This window comes from Flaviramulus aquimarinus (assembly GCF_039543205.1).
GTDB classification, from domain to species: domain Bacteria; phylum Bacteroidota; class Bacteroidia; order Flavobacteriales; family Flavobacteriaceae; genus Flaviramulus_B; species Flaviramulus_B aquimarinus.
In genome coordinates this window covers 1,032,212-1,054,484 of sequence record NZ_BAABJH010000001.1, presented here as the reverse complement: position 1 = coordinate 1,054,484, position 22,273 = coordinate 1,032,212, and the positions used below count along the sequence as shown (strand labels likewise).

The window sequence follows — 22,273 nt, the reverse complement described above, 5'->3', positions numbered from 1 at the left end:
ATCATGTATCTCGCCTAAGCTGCTTAATTTGCAGCTTAGGTTTGATAACTCAACACTAGCAATCCAGAGAGATCACGATATTAATCCCCCGATGATTGCAATAAAACTCTTAGGGTTTTTATTTTTTGTTATAAATATTAAACTAAATATTTATGGCTTTCCAAAACTCAATTAATATTCCATTTTTAGAAGGTTTAAGAGTTAGGTTAAAAGGTACTTCTTCACAAAGTTTTGCTAACTGAATAATTTGATGTTTAACAATAGGTTCTTTAACTATTATTGCCAAATCATCAAAACCTAAATGTTTGTGATTTTTATTGTTTTTATCTATTTCAGTTTTAAAGATGTTTTTAAAACCCTCTTCAATTTTTCTTCGATATTTTTTTTTGAACATGGTTAGATTTAGTTTTGTAGATTACTTTTTAATTTATTAGAAGCATCTTTATATGTTTTTGCAACTTCTATTATGGCATTAAAGACTATAATATTCTTGCCAATGCCTGCTTTAGTGTTTCGAACGGTTTGTGAATCTGTTCTAATATTATTACCAGCCAGTTTTTTTATGACTTTTAAAGTGTACTCCTTTGGAAGGTGATTGGTAAGGAGGTCTTTCAAAACTTCTTGTTCTTTCTGTAAGCAGACATCATATAATGTATATAATTTGTTTAAATTTGTCATAACTTAGGTTTGCGCTTGAGTGAAATTACACACAAATATATATAAATAATTAAATAAAATGAAAATAATTTAATTATTTATAAAATTTATAATGGTTCTAAATTATGAAATTCGAGGACAAGCTAAGACAATTAGTAAAGACTAAGTATGATAAGTTAAGTGATTTAGCTGAAAAGTTTGACATGAATTATTCTCAGCTTTCTCAATATATGAATGGTAAAAAAATATCTATAGAGTTTTTAACAAAAATCATACAAGAATTTCCAAATGCAGATCTTAATTGGCTGTTAAGAGATGTGGATGATTTACACGATAGTGTTAAGGAGAATTCAGAGTCTTATAAAGCCATATTGAATAACGAACAGATTATTAATAAAATTGAAATACTACTTGATGATTTAAAAAGTCAATTAGCAAAAGAGGAGTAATTGATTTTTAGTAAAATTAGTCTAAAATCCGTTCTAAAGCCATGCCTCTTGAGCCTTTTATTAAAAGAGAGGCGTGTTCTATATTGGAAAGTTTAAAATCTTTTTTAAAATGATTAAAAGTATTGAATTGACTTGTTTTTTTTGAATTCACTTCTGATTGATAAAAATTTTTACCAATAAAAATAACCTTATTAATATTAAGCGAAATTGCTAAATCCGCAATGTTTTGATGTTCTTTTTTAGCGTCTTTTCCAAGTTCAAACATATCACCTAAAATAGCGACTTTGTATCCATCTTGTTTTTCGAAATTTAATAATGCAGCACGCATACTCGTTGGGTTGGCGTTATAGGCATCTAAAATAATTTTATTGCTACCTTTTTGTATAATTTGAGAACGATTGTTTGTTGGAAGGTAACTTTCTATGGCAATTTTAATTTTAGAATCATCGACTTTAAAATAATTGCCCATAGCTATAGCAACTGCAATATTATTAAAGTTATAATCGCCAATAAGTTGGCTTTTAATTTCTAAGTCATTATATGAACAGAAAACAAAAGGCTTTGCTTCTAGAAAATCAATTAGAACATCAGTGTTCTTTATTTTATTACCGAATGTAAACGTACTGGCCTGTTTTGTTTTTTCAACCTGAATAGTATCATTGGCATTAACAAAAATAGTTTTATCATGAGCAATCAAAAAATCATACATTTCACTTTTGCCTTTAATGACGCCTTCTATACCACCAAAACCTTCTAAATGGGCTTTTCCAAAGTTTGTAATATATCCATAATTTGGTTTTGCTAGGCTACATAAAAACGCAATCTCTTTTTGATGATTAGCACCCATTTCCACAATACCAATTTCGGTATCTTTTGTCATGGAAAGTAGTGTTAAGGGTACACCAATATGGTTATTAAGATTTCCAACAGTAGCTGTGGTATTAAATTTTTGTGATAGTACAGCATTAATAAGCTCTTTAGTTGTTGTTTTACCATTACTACCTGTAAGCGCTACAATAGGTGTCTTTAAATAAACTCTATGGAATGTGGCTAATTTTTGTAGCGTTTCAAGAACATTATCTACTAATATGGTTTTGGAAGATGTATTAAATTCAATATCATCTACAATAGCATAATTGGCACCATTTTTAAGTGCATTTTCAGTATAGGTGTTACCATTAAAATTATCGCCTTTAAGAGCAAAAAACATATCGTTTTTTTGAAGTTTTCTTGTGTCGGTACATGCCGAATGACTTTCTAGGAAAAGACGATGTATTTGTTCTATTTTCAAAAGATGATGCAGATTTTATTTAGATTACCGTTTACCGAATCTAGTTCGGTATAGGGTCACGATTTTAAATATAAGCTTAATATTGTGTATTAAGATACTTTTCATTAAATAAATGTATAAAAAAAGTCCTAACAAATGCTAGGACTTTTAATTTATTATTTTAAAACTAAAATTAGTTTTTAGATTTATTTTTGTTTTTACTTTTAGATCCTACACGAGACATAGCGCATCTAAAACCAATGTAATCTGTAGCCATATCTTGCGGGAAATAACGTCTTTGTGCTGGGTCTAACCAGTACTCTCTATCTTTCCATGATCCACCTTTGTAAACTCTAACTTCATCATTAATTAAAGATGTTCTGTTATTTGATGTATCGTATTCTTTAATAATATTTCCTAAAGAATCTCTAGCAATTCTAGGTTTTGGCGAGTTATACATTTTACTGGTGTTGGAATTTTCGTTTTCAACATCATCTTCGTCATCGCCAAAGCTTTCATAATAACGAGAAGAACGTTTATCACCATCTCTAAAGTTTATAACATTACTTTTGTCAAAATTGGTTCTTTGAAATGTTTCATTCTCATCAACAGGAACCTGTAATATTTCGCCAGGTAAATTTCTAGCAACTACTTTTCCGTTTGATAATGTATCATAAACAATATCATCTGAAGTTACAATTTTTACTGTGCCATCTTCGTTTAATGCATTTTTAGTATATACATTACCACGGTAGTAGTTAAAATCGTTAAATTCATCATCAATAATAGGTCTGTAAACATCAGCAACCCATTCGGCAACATTACCCGCCATATCATATAAACCAAAGTCGTTAGGGTCGTATGATTTTACAGCGTTTGTAATATCTGCTCCATCATCGGACCAGCCTGCAATACCACCATAATCTCCTTTTCCTTGCTTAAAATTAGCCAATTGATCTCCACGAATCTTACGTTTTCCAGAGCGAGTGTATTGGCCATCCCAAGGATATTTTTTACGTCCACGATATAGATTAAAGCTTCTAATTTCACTTAATCCTAGAGCAGCATATTCCCACTCCGTTTCAGTTGGTAGCCTGTATTTTGGGGAAATAATTCCACTAGAACGTGTAGCATAAAGACCAGTTTCATTGCCATCGGCATCAACCTGTACATTTCTTCTTCCTCGACCATCAGGATTTATAATTTCTTCGTTGCCTCCATAAGTTAACGTAGGCGAATTAATATAAGTATCGGTATTAAACGTTTGATCGGCACTTACATCTATAATTTTTGCATCACGCTTTAAGTAACCTGCTTTTTCTAAGTTAAACTCATTCACACGATCCGAACGCCAATTAGCAAATTCTACTGCTTGAATCCAACTGACACCAACTACAGGATATTCTCCATAAGCAGGATGGCGTAAATAGTTTTCAGTCATCACTTCGTTAAAACCTAATCGGTTTCTCCAAACTAAAGTGTCTGGCAAAGCACCATGGTAAATAGCTCTAAAATTTTCATCAGATGGCGGATAAACCCTCTTAATCCAATCTAAGTATTCCATATACATAACATTGGTTACCTCAGTTTCATCCATGTAGAAAGACTGAACGTGTTGTTGGTTTGGACTGTTATTCCAATCATGCATCACATCATCTTGAACGCGACCTTTGGTAAATGTACCACCTTCTATAAAAACTAATCCAGGAGATGTTTCTTGTTCTTTATTCTCTGTACTGTACTGGAATCCACCCTCTCTTGAGTTGACGTTCCATCCAGTAGCTCTAGAGCTGTTTTTTGAACTCGAAGATTTTTTACAACTAGTTGATACCACGGTTAGTGCTAAAACTAATAAAACCTTGAATGCTACTACTTTTTTCATATCCATACTTTTAAGTAAGCTAATAATATTTTGGTGCTGCAATATAAGAATTAAACCTAATAACACAAGCAATTTTTTGCATTTTAACCAAAAAAAGATGCATTTCATCTTGATTTTTAGTCGTTACAACGATGTTTTGCTTGTTTTTCACCATTGTTTTGTGTTATGTTAACGCATGTTTTAATAATTTATTATTGTATTTTTGATGCAGTTTTTAAAATTGCTATTATTTTTTAATAATAACAGCGTGTTAATGACGTTATTTTAGTAATGAAAAAGAAAATTTTATTTTTACTGTTGATGGTCTCGACAGTTGTTTTAGCCCAACAAAAAAAGTATACGGTTATCTGGGAAGGATCCAAAACACTTTCTGGTGGAAGTTACTCAGTTGAAGTGCCATCTTTTAATAAAGATCATTTTACATATAACTTTGAGGACGGTGTATTATTTATTGACCAATGGGAAACAAAAAGCTCTGTTAACGAGCCCTCAATTACCCTAAGCAATGTATCTTATCAAACCATATCCAAAGCAAACTTAAAAGATTTAGAGGCCGATAAAATTCCTAATACATTAGAGTATAGCCTAAAAAATTCAGTATCAAGAAACAAAAGGTATGTGCTTTTTCAACTTTCTCCCATTGTAAAGGATGTCAATGGCGGTTATAAGAAAGTAGTTTCATTTCAAATAAACTATAAAAATGGCGTTACTGTAAGTAGGCAATCTTCTTTAAGTAAAAATTTTGGAGGTTCAAGGGTTGTTTCTAATTCAGTATTAAATTCCGGAGAATGGTATCGGTTTTATGTAGATACAACAGGCGTTTTTAAACTATCTAAAAGTTTTTTACAACGACTTGGAGTTAACGTAAATAATGTAGATCCCAGGACTATTAAGCTATATGGTCATGGTGGGAGTATGATACCTTATTCTAATGCTATTCCTTATCCTTTTGACGTTCCAGAAAATGCCATAAAATTTGTTGGTGAAGAAGATGGCGTATTTAATAACGAAGATTTCATTTTATTTTATGCACAAGGTCCAAAAGGTTATAATGCGGAAAGTAGAACCAACATAAACTGTTATACAGATAAAACCTATTATTACATACATGTAGGTTCGGCTAATGGAAAGCGGATTCAGCCATTTTCGCAACCTAGTGGGGCAATAGATATGACAATCAATACATTTCAAGATTATCAATATCATGAAGTTGATACTTATAATTTGATATCTTTAGGAAGACGTTGGTTTGGTGATAAATTTGATGTGGATAGTAATAAAAAATTTGAATTTGATTTTCCAGATTTAGTAACTACCAAGCCTATAAATTTAAATGTTCTTGTAGCAGCAGCATCTCAATCAAGTAGCTCAATGAATGTTAAGGTAAACGATGCTAATGTAGCGTCATTATCACTGAATGGCGTAAGAAGCCCGACTTTAGGAAGTGGAGAATCATATAATAATAATAATATCAATGTAAATACATCAAAAATTACTGTAGAACTTGATTTTGATAATCAAGGAAACCCAAGCACAATAGGATATTTAGACTATATATCTATAGAAGCTACGCGTGCATTGAATTTTGATAATAAACAATTTCAGTTTAAAAATAATGCTGTGGCCTCTGTGTCAGGAATTGGTCAATATAACATAGCAAATGCATCGCAACTTTCAGAAGTATGGGATGTAACAGATCGGTATAATGTTACCAATTATATAAATGCAGAACAAAACGCAAATTTAAGTTTTACAGCTACATTAGGAAGTTTAAAAACATATGTGGCGCTTTCTCCATCAGATTATTTTAATCCTAAATTTGATTCAAAAACAGTTGTAAATAATCAAAATATTAAAGGCACTATATTTCAAAATAATCAAGGCCAATTTCAAGATATCGATTATATTATTGTAACTCCAAATAATATGATAAATCATGCCGAGCGACTAGCGCAAATTAATAGAACCCAATATGGTTTAAATGTTAAGGTCCTAGGATTAGATGAAATATATAATGAGTTTAGTTCAGGTAATCAAGATATAGGCGCCATTAGAAATATGGTTAAATATGTTTATGATAATGCAAGTGAGCCAGAAAATAGAATAAGATACTTGTGTTTATTTGGAGATGGATCGTTTGACTATAAAGATAGAGTTCCAAACAATACCAATATAGTCCCTTCATGGCATACATACAATAGTTTTAGTTTAGCCAATTCTATTGTTTCTGATGATTTTTATGGCATGATGGATAGCAATGAAGGTACTATGGCTACTAGCGATAAGTTAGATATAGCAGTAGGTCGGATACTAGCAGATACGCCACAACGCGCTAAAGAAATGGTGGATAAGGTTGAATCATACTATGTTAAAGAAGCTTTTGGAAGTTGGCGAAATAACTTTGTTGTTATATCTGATGATGTTGATCAAGAATGGGAAGGTTTACTACAAGGAACCACAGATGATGTTGGGAATTTAGTAACACAAGAAAAACCATTTATAAATGTTGTAAAAATTCATTCAGATGCTTTTCAGCAAGAAACTTCAGCTGGTGGAGATAGATATCCTGCAGTAACAACCGAGATTGTTAATGCTGTAGATAATGGTGCATTGGTAGTAAATTATTTTGGTCATGGAGGTGAAGACGGTTTGGCGCAGGAGCGTATCCTATTAAAACCAGATGTGAATGGATTTCGTAATTTTTGTAAACTTAATTGTTTTGTAACGGTTACTTGTGAGTATACTAGATTTGATAATCCATTTAGAGAAACCGCTGGCGAATTTACATATTGGAATAAGCAAGCAGGAGCCATTGGCTTGATTACTACAACGCGACAGATTTTTGTGCAAGATGCAGTAGATTTTAATAGCATACTAGGCCAGTATTTATTTTCGTATAGCGATACTGATACTTTTGGCGATAATGAATACCCAACAATGGCAGAAGCGTTGAGGTTGGCAAAAGGCGATCCTACAATTACAAATGCAGAACAGAGACGTTTAATATTTTTTATTGGAGACCCCGCCATGAAATTGGCGTTCGCTAGGCCAAATATTAAGTTAACAAAAATTAATGATGTCCCTATTGGTCAAGCTACAGACACTTTAAAAGCTTTAAGTTATGTAAAGTTGGCAGGCGAAATCACAGATGTTTCGGGGGACTTATTAAATACCTATAACGGAACACTTTCAACAACCATATATGACAAATCTATAGATAGACAAACATTAGCCAACGATAAAACAGAGTTAAACGGAGAGCTTGTAAAATTAGATTTTAAAACATTAGGAGAGGTTATATTTAGGAGCCAGTCATCAGTAAAAAACGGACAATTTGAAGTTGATTTTGTAGTTCCTAAAGATATTGGTATACCAGTTGGGTTTGGTAAAGTTAGTTTCTATGCCAAAAATCAAGAATTGTCACAAGATAAAGCCGGAGCAAGTGTTAATACCATTAGGATAGGTGGACTGAATGAAAATGCAGCAGAAGATAATACAGGTCCAATAGTATCCCTATTTATGAATGATGAAAATTTTGTAACCGGAGGGATAACCAATGAATCACCTACCTTATTAGCTAAATTAGAAGATGCAAACGGTATAAATACCGCTAGTGGTATCGGACATGATATTGTAGCCATTATTGATGGTGATGAAACAAATCCAGTAATTTTAAATGATTATTATCAAACAGAAGTTGATGATTACACCAAAGGAACAGTAAGTTTTCCATTTAGAGATTTAGAACCAGGTCTACATACATTAACCCTTAAAGCTTGGGATGTGTATAATAATTCGTCAATATCTGAAATTCAGTTTATTGTATTTGATAAAGACCAAAGTTTAGTTATAAATAATGTGCTTAATTACCCAAATCCATTTGTAAATTACACAGAATTTTGGTTTAATCACAATAGTTCGGAACCTTTAGACGTTTCTATACAGATATTCACGGTTTCTGGGAAATTAGTAAGGACATTAAATGGACAAACCTCAGGAGGATTTAAAACAACAAGTTCCTTGTCAAGAGACATGGTTTGGGATGGGAGAGACGATTTTGGAGATAAAATAGGTAAAGGTGTGTATGTTTACAAACTAAAAGCACATTCAGCACTTTTAAATAAGACTGTAGAAAAAATAGAGAAACTTGTTATACTATAATAAAAAATTATATTTGCTAAATAAAAATCGATTCATGAAGAATAGAATACTACTATTAATAGCGTTTGCGTTTATACTAAAAATTAATGCACAGGAAACCATTACATTTCCTAATCAAGACAGAAGGGTTGTTACCACAGGAGTCCCATTTTTGTTAATAGCCTCTGATGCTCGTGCCGCTGGTATGGGCGATATGGGTGTAGCGACTTCTGTAGATGCCTTTTCACAACAATGGAACTCATCAAAATATGCGTTTTCAGAAACTAAATCAGGAATAGCTGTAAGTTATACACCTTACCTTAGTAAATTGGTTAATGATATTTTTTTAGGAAATGTATCGTATTTCAATCGTATAGATGAGCGTAGTGCCTTTGCTGTAAGTTTAAGATATTTTTCTTTAGGAGATATTGAGTTTGTTGATAATGAGTTTGATGAACCTAGAATACAAAAACCGAGTGAGCTTTCTCTTGATGCTTCATACGCATTACGTTTATCAGATCAATTTGCCATGTCTGTGGCAATGCGTTATTTAAGATCAGATTTACGAATACAAGGTGTCGATGGAGATGTATCGGCTGCCAGTACTTTTGGGGTAGATATCTCAGGATATTATCAAAGCGAAGAAGAGGCTTATAATGATTTCAACGGACGTTGGAGAGCTGGATTTGCCATACAGAATATTGGACCAAAGTTTAAATATGATGATGGGGGACTTGATAATTTCCAACCCACAAACCTACGTTTAGGAGCAGGCTTCGATTTTATATTTGATGATTATAATAAAATAGCAGTAACTGCTGAGGTTACTAAATTACTTGTGCCAACACCACCAGTTTACGGTTTTGTAGATGCTGATGGAGATGGCGATCAAGCTAATGATGGTAGTGAGCCAAGAATTATCGTTGCAGGTGAAGATCCAGACGTTAGCTTTCTATCAGGAATATTTCAATCCTTTGGAGATGCTCCAGATGGTTTTAGTGAAGAATTAAAAGAATTTACTTGGGCATTAGGTGCAGAGTATGTATATCAAGACTCATTTGCGTTTAGAGCAGGTTACTTTAACGAAAGTGAAGATAAAGGTGCAAGAAAATTTTTAGCCCTAGGCGCTGGATTTAAGGCTAATGTGGTTAATATAGATTTATCATACCTGTTTTCTGCATCAAAAGTGCAGAGCCCTTTAGAAAACACCTTACGTTTTTCCTTAACGTTTAATATAGGCGCAGGAGAATATGTTGAATACTAGGAGCAATTAATAAAACAATATTAAAAAACTATTGCTATTAGCAATAGTTTTTTAGTTTAGAATAGTTTTATAAATTTACTGAATACAATTGCTTATGAAGGAAATAAAAATAGAATCTACATTGTATGTTTTTGAAAATTTAGAAGAACTTCCAAAAGAAGCCTTTTCTTTAATGCAAAAAGCTATCGAAGCAAGAGAAAAAGCGTATGCACCATATTCTAATTTTAATGTAGGAGCAGCTATTCTTTTAGATAACGATGAAATTATTACAGGCAGTAACCAAGAAAACGCATCCTATCCGTCTGGCTTATGCGCAGAGCGAACAGCTATTTACTATGCAGGGTCTCAATACCCAAACGCTAAAATTGTAAGAATGGCAATAATAGCGGGTTCAAAACTAAAAAAAACAGAACAGCCCATTCCGCCATGTGGTGCCTGTAGGCAGGCTATAGCAGAGTATGAGATAAAACAAGAAACACCAATTGAAATATATTTTATGGGTGAAACAGGAAAAGTGGCTAAATCCAATTCACTTTCAAATTTATTACCACTAGGATTTGATAAATCAGTATTATAGCACCACATTCAAATTATCAGATATAAGACTATTGCAGACTCATTATGAAAAATTATTAATCTATTCCATTTAGAGTATTTTTTTAATATTTTTTGAACATTATGCAACATTGCGTTTTTGCAATAACTCTCAATGTATTACTTTTGTATTCCGCATAATAAAAACACAATAGGAGTAGATGCAAAAAATCACAAAAGAGGTTTACCTCAAATGGTACGAAGATATGTTATTCTGGAGAAAGTTTGAAGACAAACTAGCTGCCGTATATATCCAACAAAAAGTAAGAGGGTTTCTTCATTTATATAATGGTCAAGAAGCTGTATTAGCAGGGGCTTTACATGCCATGGACTTAACTAAAGATAAAATGATTACAGCTTACCGTAATCACGTCCAGCCAATAGGTATGGGTGTAGATCCAAAACGTGTTATGGCAGAGTTATATGGAAAAGTAACAGGAACCTCTCAAGGAATGGGTGGTTCAATGCATATTTTTTCTAAAGAATTTCGTTTTTACGGAGGTCATGGGATAGTAGGAGGTCAAATTCCTTTAGGAGCAGGTATTGCATTTGGCGATAAATATCATGGAAGTGATGCCGTAACAATCTGTTGTTTTGGGGATGGGGCTGCAAGACAAGGTTCGCTTCATGAAGCCTTCAATTTAGCCATGCTTTGGAATTTGCCAGTTGTTTTTGTTTGCGAAAATAACGGATATGCTATGGGAACTTCGGTTGAACGAACTGCTAACCATACTGAAATATGGAAATTAGGCTTAGGATATGATATGCCATGTGGGCCAGTTGATGGAATGAATCCAATAAAAGTTGCTGAAGCTTTTGATGAAGCTATCCAAAGAGGACGACGAGGCGAAGGACCAACATTTTTGGAACTAAAAACATACCGTTACAGAGGACATTCTATGAGTGATGCACAACATTATAGAACCAAAGATGAAGTTGAAGAATACAAGAAAATAGACCCAATTACACAAGTAAAAGATATTATTCTTGAAAAGAAGTATGCAACTGCAGACGATTTAAAAACCATTGACAAACGTGTAAAAGCACATGTAGCTGAATGTGAAAAATTTGCAGACGAATCGCCATACCCAGAAAAGCAACAACTTTATGATATGGTTTACGAACAAGAAGATTATCCATTTATACAACACAAAATATAACCTATGGCAATAGTAGTAAATATGCCGCGTTTGAGTGATACCATGGAAGAAGGTACGGTAGCGGCTTGGTTAAAAAAAGTAGGAGATAAGATTGAGGAAGGTGATATTTTGGCAGAAATAGAAACCGATAAAGCCACCATGGAATTCGAATCTTTTAACGAAGGAACATTGCTTCATATAGGTGTTCAAGAAGGAGAAACAACAAAAGTAGATGAGCTTTTAGCCATAATTGGTGATGAAGGCGAAGATATTTCTGGAATTTTAACTGGAGGCGGTGCCGCTTCTGCAGAAGTGAAAGAAGAAAAAGAAAATACAACTTCAGATGACGCTTCGAGCACTGTCGAGGAAGTGTCAAGTGAAGCTTCAAATAACTCAGTAAGTACAACTGAACTACCAGAAGGTGTTATAGTTGTTACCATGCCGCGTTTAAGTGATACTATGGAAGAAGGAACTGTAGCAACATGGTTAAAACAAGTTGGCGATACAGTTGAAGAAGGCGATATTTTAGCAGAAATAGAAACCGATAAAGCAACTATGGAATTTGAATCATTCCAATCAGGAACTTTATTGGAAATTGGATTACAAGAAGGAGAATCTGCAAAAGTAGATTCGCTTTTGGCTATAATTGGCCCAGCAGGAACTGATGTTTCTGGAGTTGCAGCTAATTTTTCAATAGCAGCACCCTCTGAAAAGAAAGAAGAAGCACCAAAGGTTGAAGCTAAAAAAGAAGCACCTAAAAGCGTCCCTGTTACATCGGCAGCAAAAACGAGTGCGCCAGCACCAACACCAGTAACAGCAAATGGACGGGTATACGTTTCTCCATTAGCTAAAAAATTAGCTGAAGAAAAAGGGATAAACTTAACAAAAATACAAGGCACTGGAGAAAATGGACGTATAGTTAAGCGCGATATAGAAAACTATGAGCCTGCTGCTTCTGCCGCATCCGTTGGTAAGTTTGTGCCATCAGGACAAGAAGATTTTGATGATGTAGATAACTCGCAAATGCGAAAAGCTATTGCAAAAGCATTAACAAATTCTAAGTTTTCAGCACCACATTATTACCTAAGTGTTGAGTTTGATATGGAAAATGCTATGGCATTCCGTACACAATTCAATTCCATTCCAGATACCAAGATTTCTTATAACGATATTGTTGTTAAAGCCTGTGCTTTGGCATTAAAACAACATCCACAAGTAAACTCACAATGGTTTGCAGATAAAATGCGATTAAACAACCATGTGCATATTGGGGTAGCCGTAGCAGTTCCAGATGGATTAGTTGTGCCAGTAGTAAGATTTGCAAACGAACAAACCTTACCGCAAATTGGAGCAGAAGTAAAAGAACTAGCTGGAAAAGCAAGAAACAAAAAGCTAACACCAGACGAAATGCAAGGAAGCACATTTACAGTGTCTAACTTGGGAATGTTTGGTATAGATACCTTTACATCAATTATCAATCAACCAAATTCAGCCATACTTTCTGTTGGAAATATAGTTGAAAAACCAGTAGTTAAAAATGGACAAATTGTGGTAGGTCATACTATGAAATTATCATTGGCATGTGACCACAGAACGGTTGATGGCGCTACAGGAGCTCAATTCCTTCAAACCTTAAAAGGATACATAGAAAACCCTGTAACTATGTTAGTATAAAGGTATTCATAAAACATCTTATTTATAAACAAAAAACCTGTTTCTAATTAATGAAACAGGTTTTTTGTTTTAGTTGCTTGGTTTGATATTTTGGTTGACCCTAAATAAATTATTCGGATCATATTTGGTCTTTATTTCAGTTAATCTTTTAAAGTTTTGTCTATAGCTTGCTTGAACCCGTTCTTGACCTTCGTCCATCATAAAATTTGAATAAGCACCACCAGAAGAATAAGGGTGTAATGCACTCCAGTAATCTTTGCACCAATTAGTAATTTCATCAGCATCGTTTGGATTAGGAGATACACCTACAATAACACCAGCATAATTTGAATCGCGGTAAGCCCAGGGTGTATCTTCTGCTCCAATTCTGCTTGCAGCACCACTTATAGGGTATAAATGCATTTGAGAAAGCGGTGTTGGAATACAAGAACCAAATTTTAAATGTTTCGCAGTAGCTTCCGGGCCTAAATCTTTAAAGAAATCAGCGCGCCAATACCATTGTAAACCATGTGGCATTAAGCCATCAAATAATGTTTGTATGGATGGATAAGGCATTTCTTCTACATGAGCAAAAACTGGTTCTAAATCCATAGCTGGTTTTATTAATTTGTCAAAATCTTCTTGAGTCCCTGTATAACACCATACAATACCACAATATTGATTTCCATGTAAGAAGTCAGGAAATGGAGCTCCTGGTATAATCATAGTGGCAATAAAACCATTAAGCTCATCTGGAGCATTGTGAATAAAGTTATGATACCATGCCATAACCTCTTGAGTTCGTTCAATAGGCCATAACGTAGGGCCTCCAATAACCGTCTTTACAGGATGTGCTTGAAATTTAAAAGAAGTTACTATTCCAAAATTTCCACCACCACCGCGTATTGCCCAAAATAAATCTTGGTTTTGATCTTTGTTAACAGTTACAAAAGAACCATTAGCTAAAACCATATCCGCTTCTAAAAGGTTATCAATAGTTAAGCCATATTTACGGGATAAATGTCCAACACCGCCACCAAGAGTAAGTCCTCCAACACCTGTTGTAGAAATAATTCCAGCTGGAACAGCCAACCCAAAAGGATGTGTAGCATGGTCGACTTCTCCCCAAAGGTTTCCGCCACCAACCCTAACGGTATTATCAGATGTGTCTACTCTAACAAATTTAATTCCAGACAAGTCAATGACAAGTCCATCATTACAAATTCCAAGTCCGCCACCATTATGCCCTCCACCTCTTATGGCAATTAATAGATTGTTTGCTCTACCAAAATTGACAGAAGCTATTACATCGGCTACATCTACACACATAACAAACATGCCTGGATGTTTGTCTATCATGCCATTGTATACTTTTCTTGTTTCATTATAGGTATGATCTGTGGGTAATATAATGTCACCTCTTAACTTTGAGGAAAGTGTTTCAATTAATTTGGGATCTAAATCTTTAACTGGATTTTTCATGTTAATTGGTTTATGCTTGTTTATTGTTATAACTATTATATTTTTTTCTTTTCAAATTGAGAAAAGTGTTCATGTGTAATTTTCCATGTATTATCAATTTTTATAAATACAAGTGTGACATTGGCCCAAATTTGAGGAACTTGATCGCCCATGGTAGGTCTGAAATCTGCCTCAAAAGTAACAATGGCTGTATCATCAAAAACATCAATTTTTAAATCTCCTAGATTATAATTAAAATCGGAAATAGCATCCACAAAGCCCCTTTCATAGGCTTCATTCTCTTTTGAACCGAAACGAGGCGCATCATTTCTAAATTCTGTAAACTTCGGACCATACACATGATGGGCAATTAATTTATCAGCATTGTTGTCTTGAAAACATTTAAAGATATCATCGAGTACTTTCTTTATTTCTGCTTTAGATTCTGGGAATTCATCCTTTAAAATGTTTATTCCTACTTCATCCAATTTTGCCAGTGATTCTTTTTTATTGCAGTTTGTAAATAAAACTCCAAAGGTTAGAATAACGATTACTATTAGTTTTGCTTTCATAATATTTAAATTTAGTTATATTCAAAACTAAATATTCAAATATGTGCACACCTCTACATTTAATTCAAAAAAGGATAATTTTGAATCATAGGTGTTTTTAATAAGGAAAAAGGGGCTAGACTATGTGCTGCTGAATATACTTAGAAGGGAGAATACCGTATTTATTATAAAAACATTTTGAAAAGTAGGCAGGACTATTAAAACCCGTTTCAAATGCTACTTCAGAAATATTTCCATTTTGATTATGTAAAAGTTTTAAAGCTTTATGGAGTTTAAATTCTCTTAAAAAATTATTAGGAGATTGTCCCGTTAAGTTTGTTAGTTTTCTATAAAGTTGAGATTTACTTAACCCTAAAGCTTTACTAAAATCATTTACATTAAAGTTTGGTTTGCTCCAAACTTGTTCTATAAAATCAATGAGTTGGGTCAAAAACTTTTCTTCATTAGGTCTTAAGGTCTTAATTAATTTGTTGTCTATAGTAGCATTTCTGTTTTCACTTTCATATAGCAGCTTTACCTCGTTGGTAATTACTAATTGTTCTTTAACGATATCGCACATGCGCGATGCAAGTGTAATGGTGTCTTCAAATATGTTGTCCTTATTAGTTATTGGAATACCTGAACTTAAAGCAATATTTAATATACGAGAGGCTGGGTCAAATTTTGGTGTTACGTATTTAAATTGAAATTGAATTTTTAGAGCACATAAAATGGCATCAGTAACAGATTTAAAAGAAACTAAGTAACTATTGTTGTCTTTTTTAACGACCCGTCCATTAAACTTTTTTAAGGTTTTAGAAACATTATTATGGAATTTTTGTGTGAATAATGTAAATTGGTTAGCCTCTAAACGATTTAAATAGTTGCTAGTTTCAATAACCATTAAAACCCTAAAAGCAGGATCGTTTATGATATTAAGTTTAGTGTTTTTTGATTTTTCAGGGTCTTCAATTCTCCCTAAAAAGGATTCTACTATGGTGCCATCTACCTCAATAATACGTAAAGGTATATCGCCATGAGCTTCAGCATGTAAATTTTCCAAAGCTTTTTTGTTAGGAGCTTCTATCAAACAAAATGCTGTTTGTCTTTTTTCGTCACACCAATATGTTAGTCCACGACAATTATATTTATGTTCAACATGTAAATCGGCTTGATGCATTTCTGCTACATGCTCTGCTGTAACACCATCTGGCATTTCGTGAAGATCTAAATATATTGGCATGGCATTAAATTTTATACAAATTAATGATTTTTAATGGGTTATGCAAGGCAAGTAGGTTCTTTGGAAGATGATTGAATAAATACTATAAAAAATAAACTTGTTGCTCTGAGTTTTTTATCTTTAGCTTTCATTACAATTCAATTAAAAAATGAAAAAATTAGTACAAGCGCTTTTAATTTTAGCAATATTGTTTTCTTGCTCAGCCACAAAAAACAACACAGGAGGTAAATCTTCAAAAATAAATAATGATACGGCCGTTGAACAAGTAAAGTCTATTGTAGTCCCATATACCTTAGAAAATGTAAAACAAATTATAACCAAAGAAAGTATTAAAAAGAATTTGGAGTATTTAGCCTCTGATGCTTTAGAAGGAAGAAATACAGGAACAAAAGGTATTGAAAAAGCTGCTGTTTATATTGAGGAATTTTTTGAAAAGCATAATATAAAGCCTTATTTTGAGACGTATAGAGATACTTTTAATATGGAAAAAATAATTGGTTATAATGTGGTTGGTTATATTGAAGGAAGCGATGAGAAGTTAAAAAATGAGTTTGTTGTCCTTGGTGCACATTATGATCATATTGGAACTACAAAAGAATTTAATAGTGATACTATAGCAAACGGAGCTAATGATAATGCTGCAGGCACCAGTGCAGTGTTAGAAATTGCTAAATATCTTGCAAATAAAAAGGACAATAAAAGAAGTATAATGTTTGCCTTGTTTTCAGCAGAAGAAAAGGGGCTATTGGGGTCAAAACATTTATCAAAACGATTAAAAGGGGAAAACTTAAATCTGTACACTATGGTTAATTTTGAGATGGTAGGCGTTCCATTTAAAGATAGAAACTATGAAGCATTTGTTACAGGTTTTGATTTATCTAATATGGCAGAAAAAATAAATAGTTATACTGCCTCAGGCCTGATAGGAAAGTCAGAAGTAGCCATAAAATATAATTTGTTTGAACGCTCAGATAATTATCCTTTTTATCAAGAATTTAATGTGCCTTGTCAATCTATTTCTTCATGCGATATGTCTAATTTTGATTATTATCATCATGTTGATGATGAGGTGGACAAACTGGATTTTGAGTTCATGACTAGTTTGATTATTAAAGTTATTCCAGCAATTGAAAAAATGAGTAATACTGAAACTAAGGAAATTAAAATGTACAATGAGTAGAAATGTAATTATTACAGGCACAAGTAGAGGTATTGGTTTTGAATTGGTACAATTATTTGCAAAAACAGGGCATAACGTTTTAGCGCTTTCGCGCAATGATAAGCCAATCCAAAATTTAGAATTAGAAAATGTGATGTGTTTTTCTTTTGATTTAAGTCATGAAAATGCATATGTAGAAGTTGAAAATTTTATAAAAGAAAACTGGCAACAAGTTGATATTTTAATAAATAATGCAGGCGCTTTGTTAAATAAACCATTTTCAGAAACAACAATAAACGATTTTGAAACTGTTTATAAGACCAATGTATTTGGTGTTTCAGAATTAACTCGAACCGTTTTGCCTTTTATGAAAAAAGATAGTCATGTGGTAACCATAAGTTCTATGGGAGGTGTACAAGGAAGTTTGAAATTCCCGGGTTTAGCAGCCTATAGTTCAAGTAAAGCAGCAGTTATTACTTTAACAGAATTATGGGCCGAAGAATATAAAGAATTAGGAACCTCATTTAATGTATTAGCATTAGGTGCCGTTCAGACCGAAATGCTAGAAGAAGCTTTTCCAGGTTACCAAGCACCAATCACAGCTTTAGAAATGGCAGAATATATTTTAGATTTTTCACTCAACGGGAATACATATTATAACGGGAAACTGCTACAAGTTTCTAATTCTACACCATAGTAAATAGTGAATTTGTAACGAGTCTATTTAACAGTACTCAAATTAGTATCTTTATAAAAAAAAATAAATGAAAAGTAAAAGGTGTTTACTGCGCTTACTATGTAGTTTGCTAACTGTTTTAGCTTTTAACAATTTAACCATAGCACAATCTTTTAATCGTATAGAAAATGTTTCAGGATTAGGAGCAGTTGAAGAAAACAATGGCGCATCAGTTGCCGATTATGATGGCGATAATGACTTAGATATTTTTGTTGTTGCAAAAAGTGTTGATATTGAAGGGGTTGAAAAGTCGCATAATAAACTTTTTCGGAATAATAACGATGGCACATTTACAGATGTAACAGAAGTATCAGGGCTTATAGGTCTTCTGGGTGCTGAGGAAACCCAGCCAACGGGTGCTTTAAATGGGGATAAATTTGGTGCTTCATGGGGCGATTTTAACAACGATGGCTTTCCTGACATGCTATTAAGTACTTCAAATAAAGTACAATTATTCCTAAATAATGGCGATGGCACATTTCAGAATGTAACAACAAGTTCTGGGATTCAAGAATTTAATAATTGTGTTAACCCCAGCACCACTTGGTTTGACTATAATAATGATGGGTTTTTAGATCTGCACATAACAACTTGGGGGCCATGCGAAAGTGCTAGGCTTTATGAGAATAATAAAGATGGGACGTTTACCAATGTTTCAGAAAAAATACCAGTTGCAGAAAAGCAAAATCTATTTACAGCATTTCCATACGATTTTAATGATGATGGATGGATGGACTTGTATATTTCAGACGACTTAAAAAATCCTAATCCGCTATTAATCAATCAAGCTGGAAATCAATTTATTGAAGACGCCGAATCCTATGGTTTAGGAAATACTGGTGATGATATGGCTATAACCATTGGAGATTATAATGGCGATGGTTATTTTGATTTCTATGTTACCAACATAAATGAAAATATTCTATTAAAGAATAATGGGGACAATACTTATACAGATATAGCTTTAGAAAAAAATGTAAGAGACGTTGATTGGTCTTGGGATGCTAAATTTGCAGATTTTGACCTAGATGGTGATGATGATTTATTTGTAGTCAATGGTTTTGATTTTTCTTCTAACGGTGCCGAATATAATGCCTATTTTAAAAATTTATTAGTCGAAGGTCAAGATGGTTTTGAAGAGATTTCAGAAAATATAAATTTACGAGATTTAACCATTAGTGTAAGCGCTGTAGATTTTGATTATGATAATGACGGCGATATAGATATTTATGTCACTAACAGTGATAGACCTTCTTATTTTTATGAAAACAAAACCCTAAACTTCAATGAAACCAGTAGTCTAAACTGGTTTAAAGTTATGTTACAGGGCACACAGTCTAATAGAGATGCTATCGGGACACAATTAACCTTAACGACTACAAATAGAACAGTAAAAAGGCACTATACAGGAATCGGGTTTTTAGGTCAGAGTTTAACACCAGTGCATTTTGGATTAAATGACGCTACTGATATATTAGAGTTAGTAATTAAATGGCCCTCTGGATTAATTGAAACATATCAAAATTTAAATTCCAATACCACTATAAAAGCCATCGAAGGCCAGGGCTATGAGGTTTTGAATATTCAACCCAGTGTCAAAATTTCTGGATGCACCGATCCATTTTCATGTACATTTAACCCAAATGCCTATGTAGACGACGGATCCTGTACTTATCTAGAATTAAAAGCTATTGCAGGTAGTACAACCTCTGGTTTTTTAAAAGAAGAAACATATAATTACCCAATATCGGAAGGTGTAATAACACGTTGGAGTATAACAGGAGGAGAAATACTCGAAGGTCAGGACACAAATAGTGTTAAAGTAAAATGGGGCATAGATGCAGTAGGTGTAATTTCAGTTATAGAAATAACTCCAAATTGCTCTAGTATACCAGTTAGTTTAGAAGTTGCGTTAAACATAAATGACATTGAACTCGATAAATCAATTGCAAGACTTTGGAATGAAGCTCTTTTAGAAGCCATTAGGCGCGATTTTGCACGTCCAACCGTTCATGCTAGAAATTTGTTTCATACAAGTATAGCGTTTTATGATGCTTGGGCTATTTATGACGATACAGCAAGACCTTATTTAATTGGTAATACATTGCATGATTTTAGTAGTGAACTTTTAGGTTTTGTCCCAGCAGAAAGTCTAGAAATATCCATAAATAAAGCCATAAGTTATGCGGCCTATAGATTGCTTAATTATCGTTTTTCGAGCTCACCTGGATATGTAGTGTCAAAGGAACGCTTCGATTTAATTATGAACCAATTAGGATATGATATAAATTATACTGCTATAGATTATGAGACAGGTAATGCAGCGGCATTAGGAAATTATATAGCCCAAGAAATTATTAATTATGGAAAAAATGATGGATCAAGAGAACAATCTAATTATGATAATGCCTATTACGAGCCCGTAAATAATCCTTTAGCTCCAGATTTTTCTGGCAATGATTTTATGGAAGACCCCAATAGGTGGCAACCTTTAGCCTTAACCTCATTTATAGATCAAAGTGGTAACCCTATTGAAGATGATGTACTAGACTTTTTAAACCCAGAATGGGGCAACGTATGGCCATTTTCATCAACAAATCAAGATGTAATCAGTTATCAACGAGACGGGAATGACTATTTGGTATATAATGACCCATCAGCACCACCATATTTAGATACAACCAATAATTCTATGTCTAGCGAAGCCTATAAATGGGGATTTTCATTAGTATCGGTATGGGGTTCACATTTAGATTCTAACGATGGTGTATTATGGGATATTTCACCAAAATCTATTGGGAATATTGATTTTGAATCTTTTCCGGATAATTTTGAAGACTATCCTCAGTTCTATAATCTTTTAGAAGGTGGGGATATTGGTATAGGAAGAACTGTTAATCCAATAACAAACACATCTTATGAAGAACAAATGGTTCCAAGAGGAGACTATGCCAGAGTACTTGCAGAGTTTTGGGCAGACGGTCCTGATTCCGAAACTCCACCAGGACATTGGTTTGCATTACTTAATTATGTAAGTGATCATCCATTATCAACTAAAAAATTTAAAGGCGAAGGCGAATCCCTTTCCCCAATTGAATGGGATGTAAAGTCCTATTTTATTTTAGGTGGAGCTATGCATGATTCAGCAATTTCTGCTTGGAGTATAAAAGGATGGTATGATTATATCCGGCCAATATCCGCAATTCGTTATATGGCAGATAAAGGACAAAGTTCCGATCCGTCAGCATCTAATTTTCACCCAGAAGGCATTAAATTATTTGATGGTTATATTGAAACCGTAGAGGAAAATGATCCGTTAATAGGATTTAATTCACAAAACTTAGGAAAAATAAAAGTGTTTTCTTGGAAAGGGCATGATTACATAGGTAACGTAGAAACGGACCAAGCTGGGGTGGGTTGGATATTGGCAGAAGACTGGTGGCCATATCAACGACCATCGTTTGTAACTCCACCGTTTGCAGGATATGTGTCTGGGCATTCAACCTATTCAAGAGCGGCAGCAGAAGTGTTAACACTACTAACAGGAAGCGCCTATTTTCCTGGTGGTATGGGCGAATTTGTAGCCAGAAAAAATGAATTTTTAGTATTTGAAGAAGGCCCTTCGACAGATGTTGTTTTACAATGGGCAACCTATAGAGATGCCTCCGACCAATGTAGTTTATCCAGAATTTGGGGAGGGATCCATCCGCCTGCAGATGATATTCCAGGAAGAAAAATTGGTAAAAAAGTTGGTATAGATGCTTTTAATTTTGCAGTGCCATATTTCCATGGAAAAACACCTAATTCTACTAATGAATTTTCAAGTATTATATACCCAAACCCAATATTAAGTGAAGAGGTATATATAACAAATACAGACTTTGGTGATTCCTTTAATGTTTTTGACATAAGTGGAAGGGAAATAAATATAATCGAGATTAACTATAACGAAGACACCAAACAAACCCGCATAAAATTACCTGCATTTTTGGCCTCAGGAGTTTATGTTTTAAGAACGAATAAGACTTCAAAAATTCTTGTAATTCAGGAATAATTAATTTTTCATAAAAAGCAA

At 33.5% G+C, this 22,273-nt stretch carries 16 protein-coding genes; 9 read left to right on the top strand and 7 right to left on the bottom strand.

Features of this window, described 5'->3' with window-relative positions; translation table 11 throughout:
- Positions 1-142: 142 nt before the first annotated feature.
- On the bottom strand, positions 143-394 hold the full coding sequence (locus ABD941_RS04930) for a hypothetical protein (protein WP_345272918.1): 252 nt from the start codon (positions 392-394) through the stop codon (positions 143-145).
- An 8-nt stretch (positions 395-402) separates the two neighbouring features.
- Positions 403-678: a hypothetical protein gene (locus tag ABD941_RS04925; RefSeq protein WP_345272917.1), complete on the bottom strand. Its 276-nt coding sequence runs from the start codon at positions 676-678 to the stop codon at positions 403-405.
- A gap of 104 nt (positions 679-782) precedes the next feature.
- On the opposite strand from ABD941_RS04925, the gene ABD941_RS04920 reads away from it, so the two are divergent.
- Positions 783-1,106, top strand: coding sequence for a helix-turn-helix domain-containing protein (locus ABD941_RS04920; protein ID WP_345272916.1), 324 nt, complete (start codon positions 783-785; stop codon positions 1,104-1,106).
- Between the two features lie 16 nt (positions 1,107-1,122).
- Here the strand turns inward: ABD941_RS04920 and ABD941_RS04915 are convergent, their stop codons facing one another.
- Both ABD941_RS04915 and gldJ read right to left on the bottom strand, forming a co-directional pair.
- Complete coding sequence (locus tag ABD941_RS04915) at positions 1,123-2,397, bottom strand: UDP-N-acetylmuramoyl-tripeptide--D-alanyl-D-alanine ligase (protein WP_345272915.1); 1,275 nt, start codon at positions 2,395-2,397, stop codon at positions 1,123-1,125.
- A 172-nt stretch (positions 2,398-2,569) separates the two neighbouring features.
- Positions 2,570-4,264, bottom strand: coding sequence for a gliding motility lipoprotein GldJ (gene gldJ, locus ABD941_RS04910; RefSeq protein WP_345272914.1), 1,695 nt, complete (start codon positions 4,262-4,264; stop codon positions 2,570-2,572).
- A gap of 264 nt (positions 4,265-4,528) precedes the next feature.
- Between gldJ and porU the strand changes: the two genes are divergently transcribed.
- From porU to ABD941_RS04885, 5 genes are all read left to right on the top strand, one after another.
- On the top strand, positions 4,529-8,419 hold the full coding sequence (porU, locus tag ABD941_RS04905; RefSeq protein WP_486321415.1) for a type IX secretion system sortase PorU: 3,891 nt from the start codon (positions 4,529-4,531) through the stop codon (positions 8,417-8,419).
- Positions 8,420-8,453: 34 nt separating this feature from the next.
- The gene (gene porV / locus ABD941_RS04900; protein ID WP_345272912.1) at positions 8,454-9,662 is read left to right on the top strand and encodes a type IX secretion system outer membrane channel protein PorV; all 1,209 of its coding nucleotides are present in this window, start codon (positions 8,454-8,456) and stop codon (positions 9,660-9,662) included.
- A gap of 94 nt (positions 9,663-9,756) precedes the next feature.
- Positions 9,757-10,239, top strand: coding sequence for a cytidine deaminase (gene cdd / locus ABD941_RS04895; protein WP_345272911.1), 483 nt, complete (start codon positions 9,757-9,759; stop codon positions 10,237-10,239).
- A 178-nt stretch (positions 10,240-10,417) separates the two neighbouring features.
- A complete protein-coding gene (gene pdhA / locus ABD941_RS04890) occupies positions 10,418-11,416 on the top strand; it encodes a pyruvate dehydrogenase (acetyl-transferring) E1 component subunit alpha (protein ID WP_345272910.1) in 999 nt (332 codons plus the stop codon).
- A 3-nt stretch (positions 11,417-11,419) separates the two neighbouring features.
- Complete coding sequence (locus ABD941_RS04885) at positions 11,420-13,069, top strand: pyruvate dehydrogenase complex dihydrolipoamide acetyltransferase (RefSeq protein ID WP_345272909.1); 1,650 nt, start codon at positions 11,420-11,422, stop codon at positions 13,067-13,069.
- Positions 13,070-13,138: 69 nt separating this feature from the next.
- Here ABD941_RS04885 and ABD941_RS04880 read toward each other — a convergent pair whose 3' ends face one another.
- From ABD941_RS04880 to ABD941_RS04870, 3 genes are all read right to left on the bottom strand, one after another.
- Positions 13,139-14,530, bottom strand: a complete 1,392-nt coding sequence (locus ABD941_RS04880) for an FAD-binding oxidoreductase (protein ID WP_345272908.1) — start codon at positions 14,528-14,530, stop codon at positions 13,139-13,141.
- Between the two features lie 35 nt (positions 14,531-14,565).
- On the bottom strand, positions 14,566-15,081 hold the full coding sequence (locus tag ABD941_RS04875) for a YybH family protein (RefSeq protein ID WP_345272907.1): 516 nt from the start codon (positions 15,079-15,081) through the stop codon (positions 14,566-14,568).
- Positions 15,082-15,196: 115 nt separating this feature from the next.
- Positions 15,197-16,303 carry a nickel-binding protein gene (locus ABD941_RS04870; protein WP_345272906.1) on the bottom strand — a complete coding sequence of 369 codons (1,107 nt, stop codon included), beginning with the start codon at positions 16,301-16,303 and terminating at the stop codon, positions 15,197-15,199.
- A 148-nt stretch (positions 16,304-16,451) separates the two neighbouring features.
- On the opposite strand from ABD941_RS04870, the gene ABD941_RS04865 reads away from it, so the two are divergent.
- The 3 genes from ABD941_RS04865 to ABD941_RS04855 all read left to right on the top strand — a co-directional run bounded on the left by ABD941_RS04865 (position 16,452) and on the right by ABD941_RS04855 (position 22,252).
- Positions 16,452-17,483, top strand: coding sequence for a M28 family metallopeptidase (locus ABD941_RS04865; RefSeq protein WP_345272905.1), 1,032 nt, complete (start codon positions 16,452-16,454; stop codon positions 17,481-17,483).
- Positions 17,476-18,159 (top strand): SDR family NAD(P)-dependent oxidoreductase, encoded by a 684-nt coding sequence (locus ABD941_RS04860; protein ID WP_345272904.1) that lies wholly within the window; start codon positions 17,476-17,478, stop codon positions 18,157-18,159. The genes ABD941_RS04865 and ABD941_RS04860 overlap by 8 nt, the downstream gene beginning before the upstream one ends.
- Before the next feature lie 67 nt (positions 18,160-18,226).
- Positions 18,227-22,252, top strand: coding sequence for an FG-GAP-like repeat-containing protein (locus ABD941_RS04855; protein ID WP_345272903.1), 4,026 nt, complete (start codon positions 18,227-18,229; stop codon positions 22,250-22,252).
- The last annotated feature ends 21 nt before the right edge of the window (positions 22,253-22,273 follow it).

What these genes read in the sequence shown, in the direction of transcription:
- ABD941_RS04885 (WP_345272909.1), top strand. Translation starts at nt 11,420, where the DNA reads ATGGCAATAGTAGTAAATATGCCGCGTTTGAGTGATACCATGGAAGAA.
- ABD941_RS04855 (WP_345272903.1), top strand. Translation starts at nt 18,227, where the DNA reads ATGAAAAGTAAAAGGTGTTTACTGCGCTTACTATGTAGTTTGCTAACT.
- pdhA (WP_345272910.1), top strand. Translation starts at nt 10,418, where the DNA reads ATGCAAAAAATCACAAAAGAGGTTTACCTCAAATGGTACGAAGATATG.
- gldJ (WP_345272914.1), bottom strand. Translation starts at nt 4,264, where the DNA reads ATGGATATGAAAAAAGTAGTAGCATTCAAGGTTTTATTAGTTTTAGCA.
- porU (WP_486321415.1), top strand. Translation starts at nt 4,529, where the DNA reads ATGAAAAAGAAAATTTTATTTTTACTGTTGATGGTCTCGACAGTTGTT.
- ABD941_RS04930 (WP_345272918.1), bottom strand. Translation starts at nt 394, where the DNA reads ATGTTCAAAAAAAAATATCGAAGAAAAATTGAAGAGGGTTTTAAAAAC.
- ABD941_RS04865 (WP_345272905.1), top strand. Translation starts at nt 16,452, where the DNA reads ATGAAAAAATTAGTACAAGCGCTTTTAATTTTAGCAATATTGTTTTCT.
- cdd (WP_345272911.1), top strand. Translation starts at nt 9,757, where the DNA reads ATGAAGGAAATAAAAATAGAATCTACATTGTATGTTTTTGAAAATTTA.
- porV (WP_345272912.1), top strand. Translation starts at nt 8,454, where the DNA reads ATGAAGAATAGAATACTACTATTAATAGCGTTTGCGTTTATACTAAAA.
- ABD941_RS04870 (WP_345272906.1), bottom strand. Translation starts at nt 16,303, where the DNA reads ATGCCAATATATTTAGATCTTCACGAAATGCCAGATGGTGTTACAGCA.
- ABD941_RS04880 (WP_345272908.1), bottom strand. Translation starts at nt 14,530, where the DNA reads ATGAAAAATCCAGTTAAAGATTTAGATCCCAAATTAATTGAAACACTT.
- ABD941_RS04925 (WP_345272917.1), bottom strand. Translation starts at nt 678, where the DNA reads ATGACAAATTTAAACAAATTATATACATTATATGATGTCTGCTTACAG.
- ABD941_RS04860 (WP_345272904.1), top strand. Translation starts at nt 17,476, where the DNA reads ATGAGTAGAAATGTAATTATTACAGGCACAAGTAGAGGTATTGGTTTT.
- ABD941_RS04920 (WP_345272916.1), top strand. Translation starts at nt 783, where the DNA reads ATGAAATTCGAGGACAAGCTAAGACAATTAGTAAAGACTAAGTATGAT.
- ABD941_RS04875 (WP_345272907.1), bottom strand. Translation starts at nt 15,081, where the DNA reads ATGAAAGCAAAACTAATAGTAATCGTTATTCTAACCTTTGGAGTTTTA.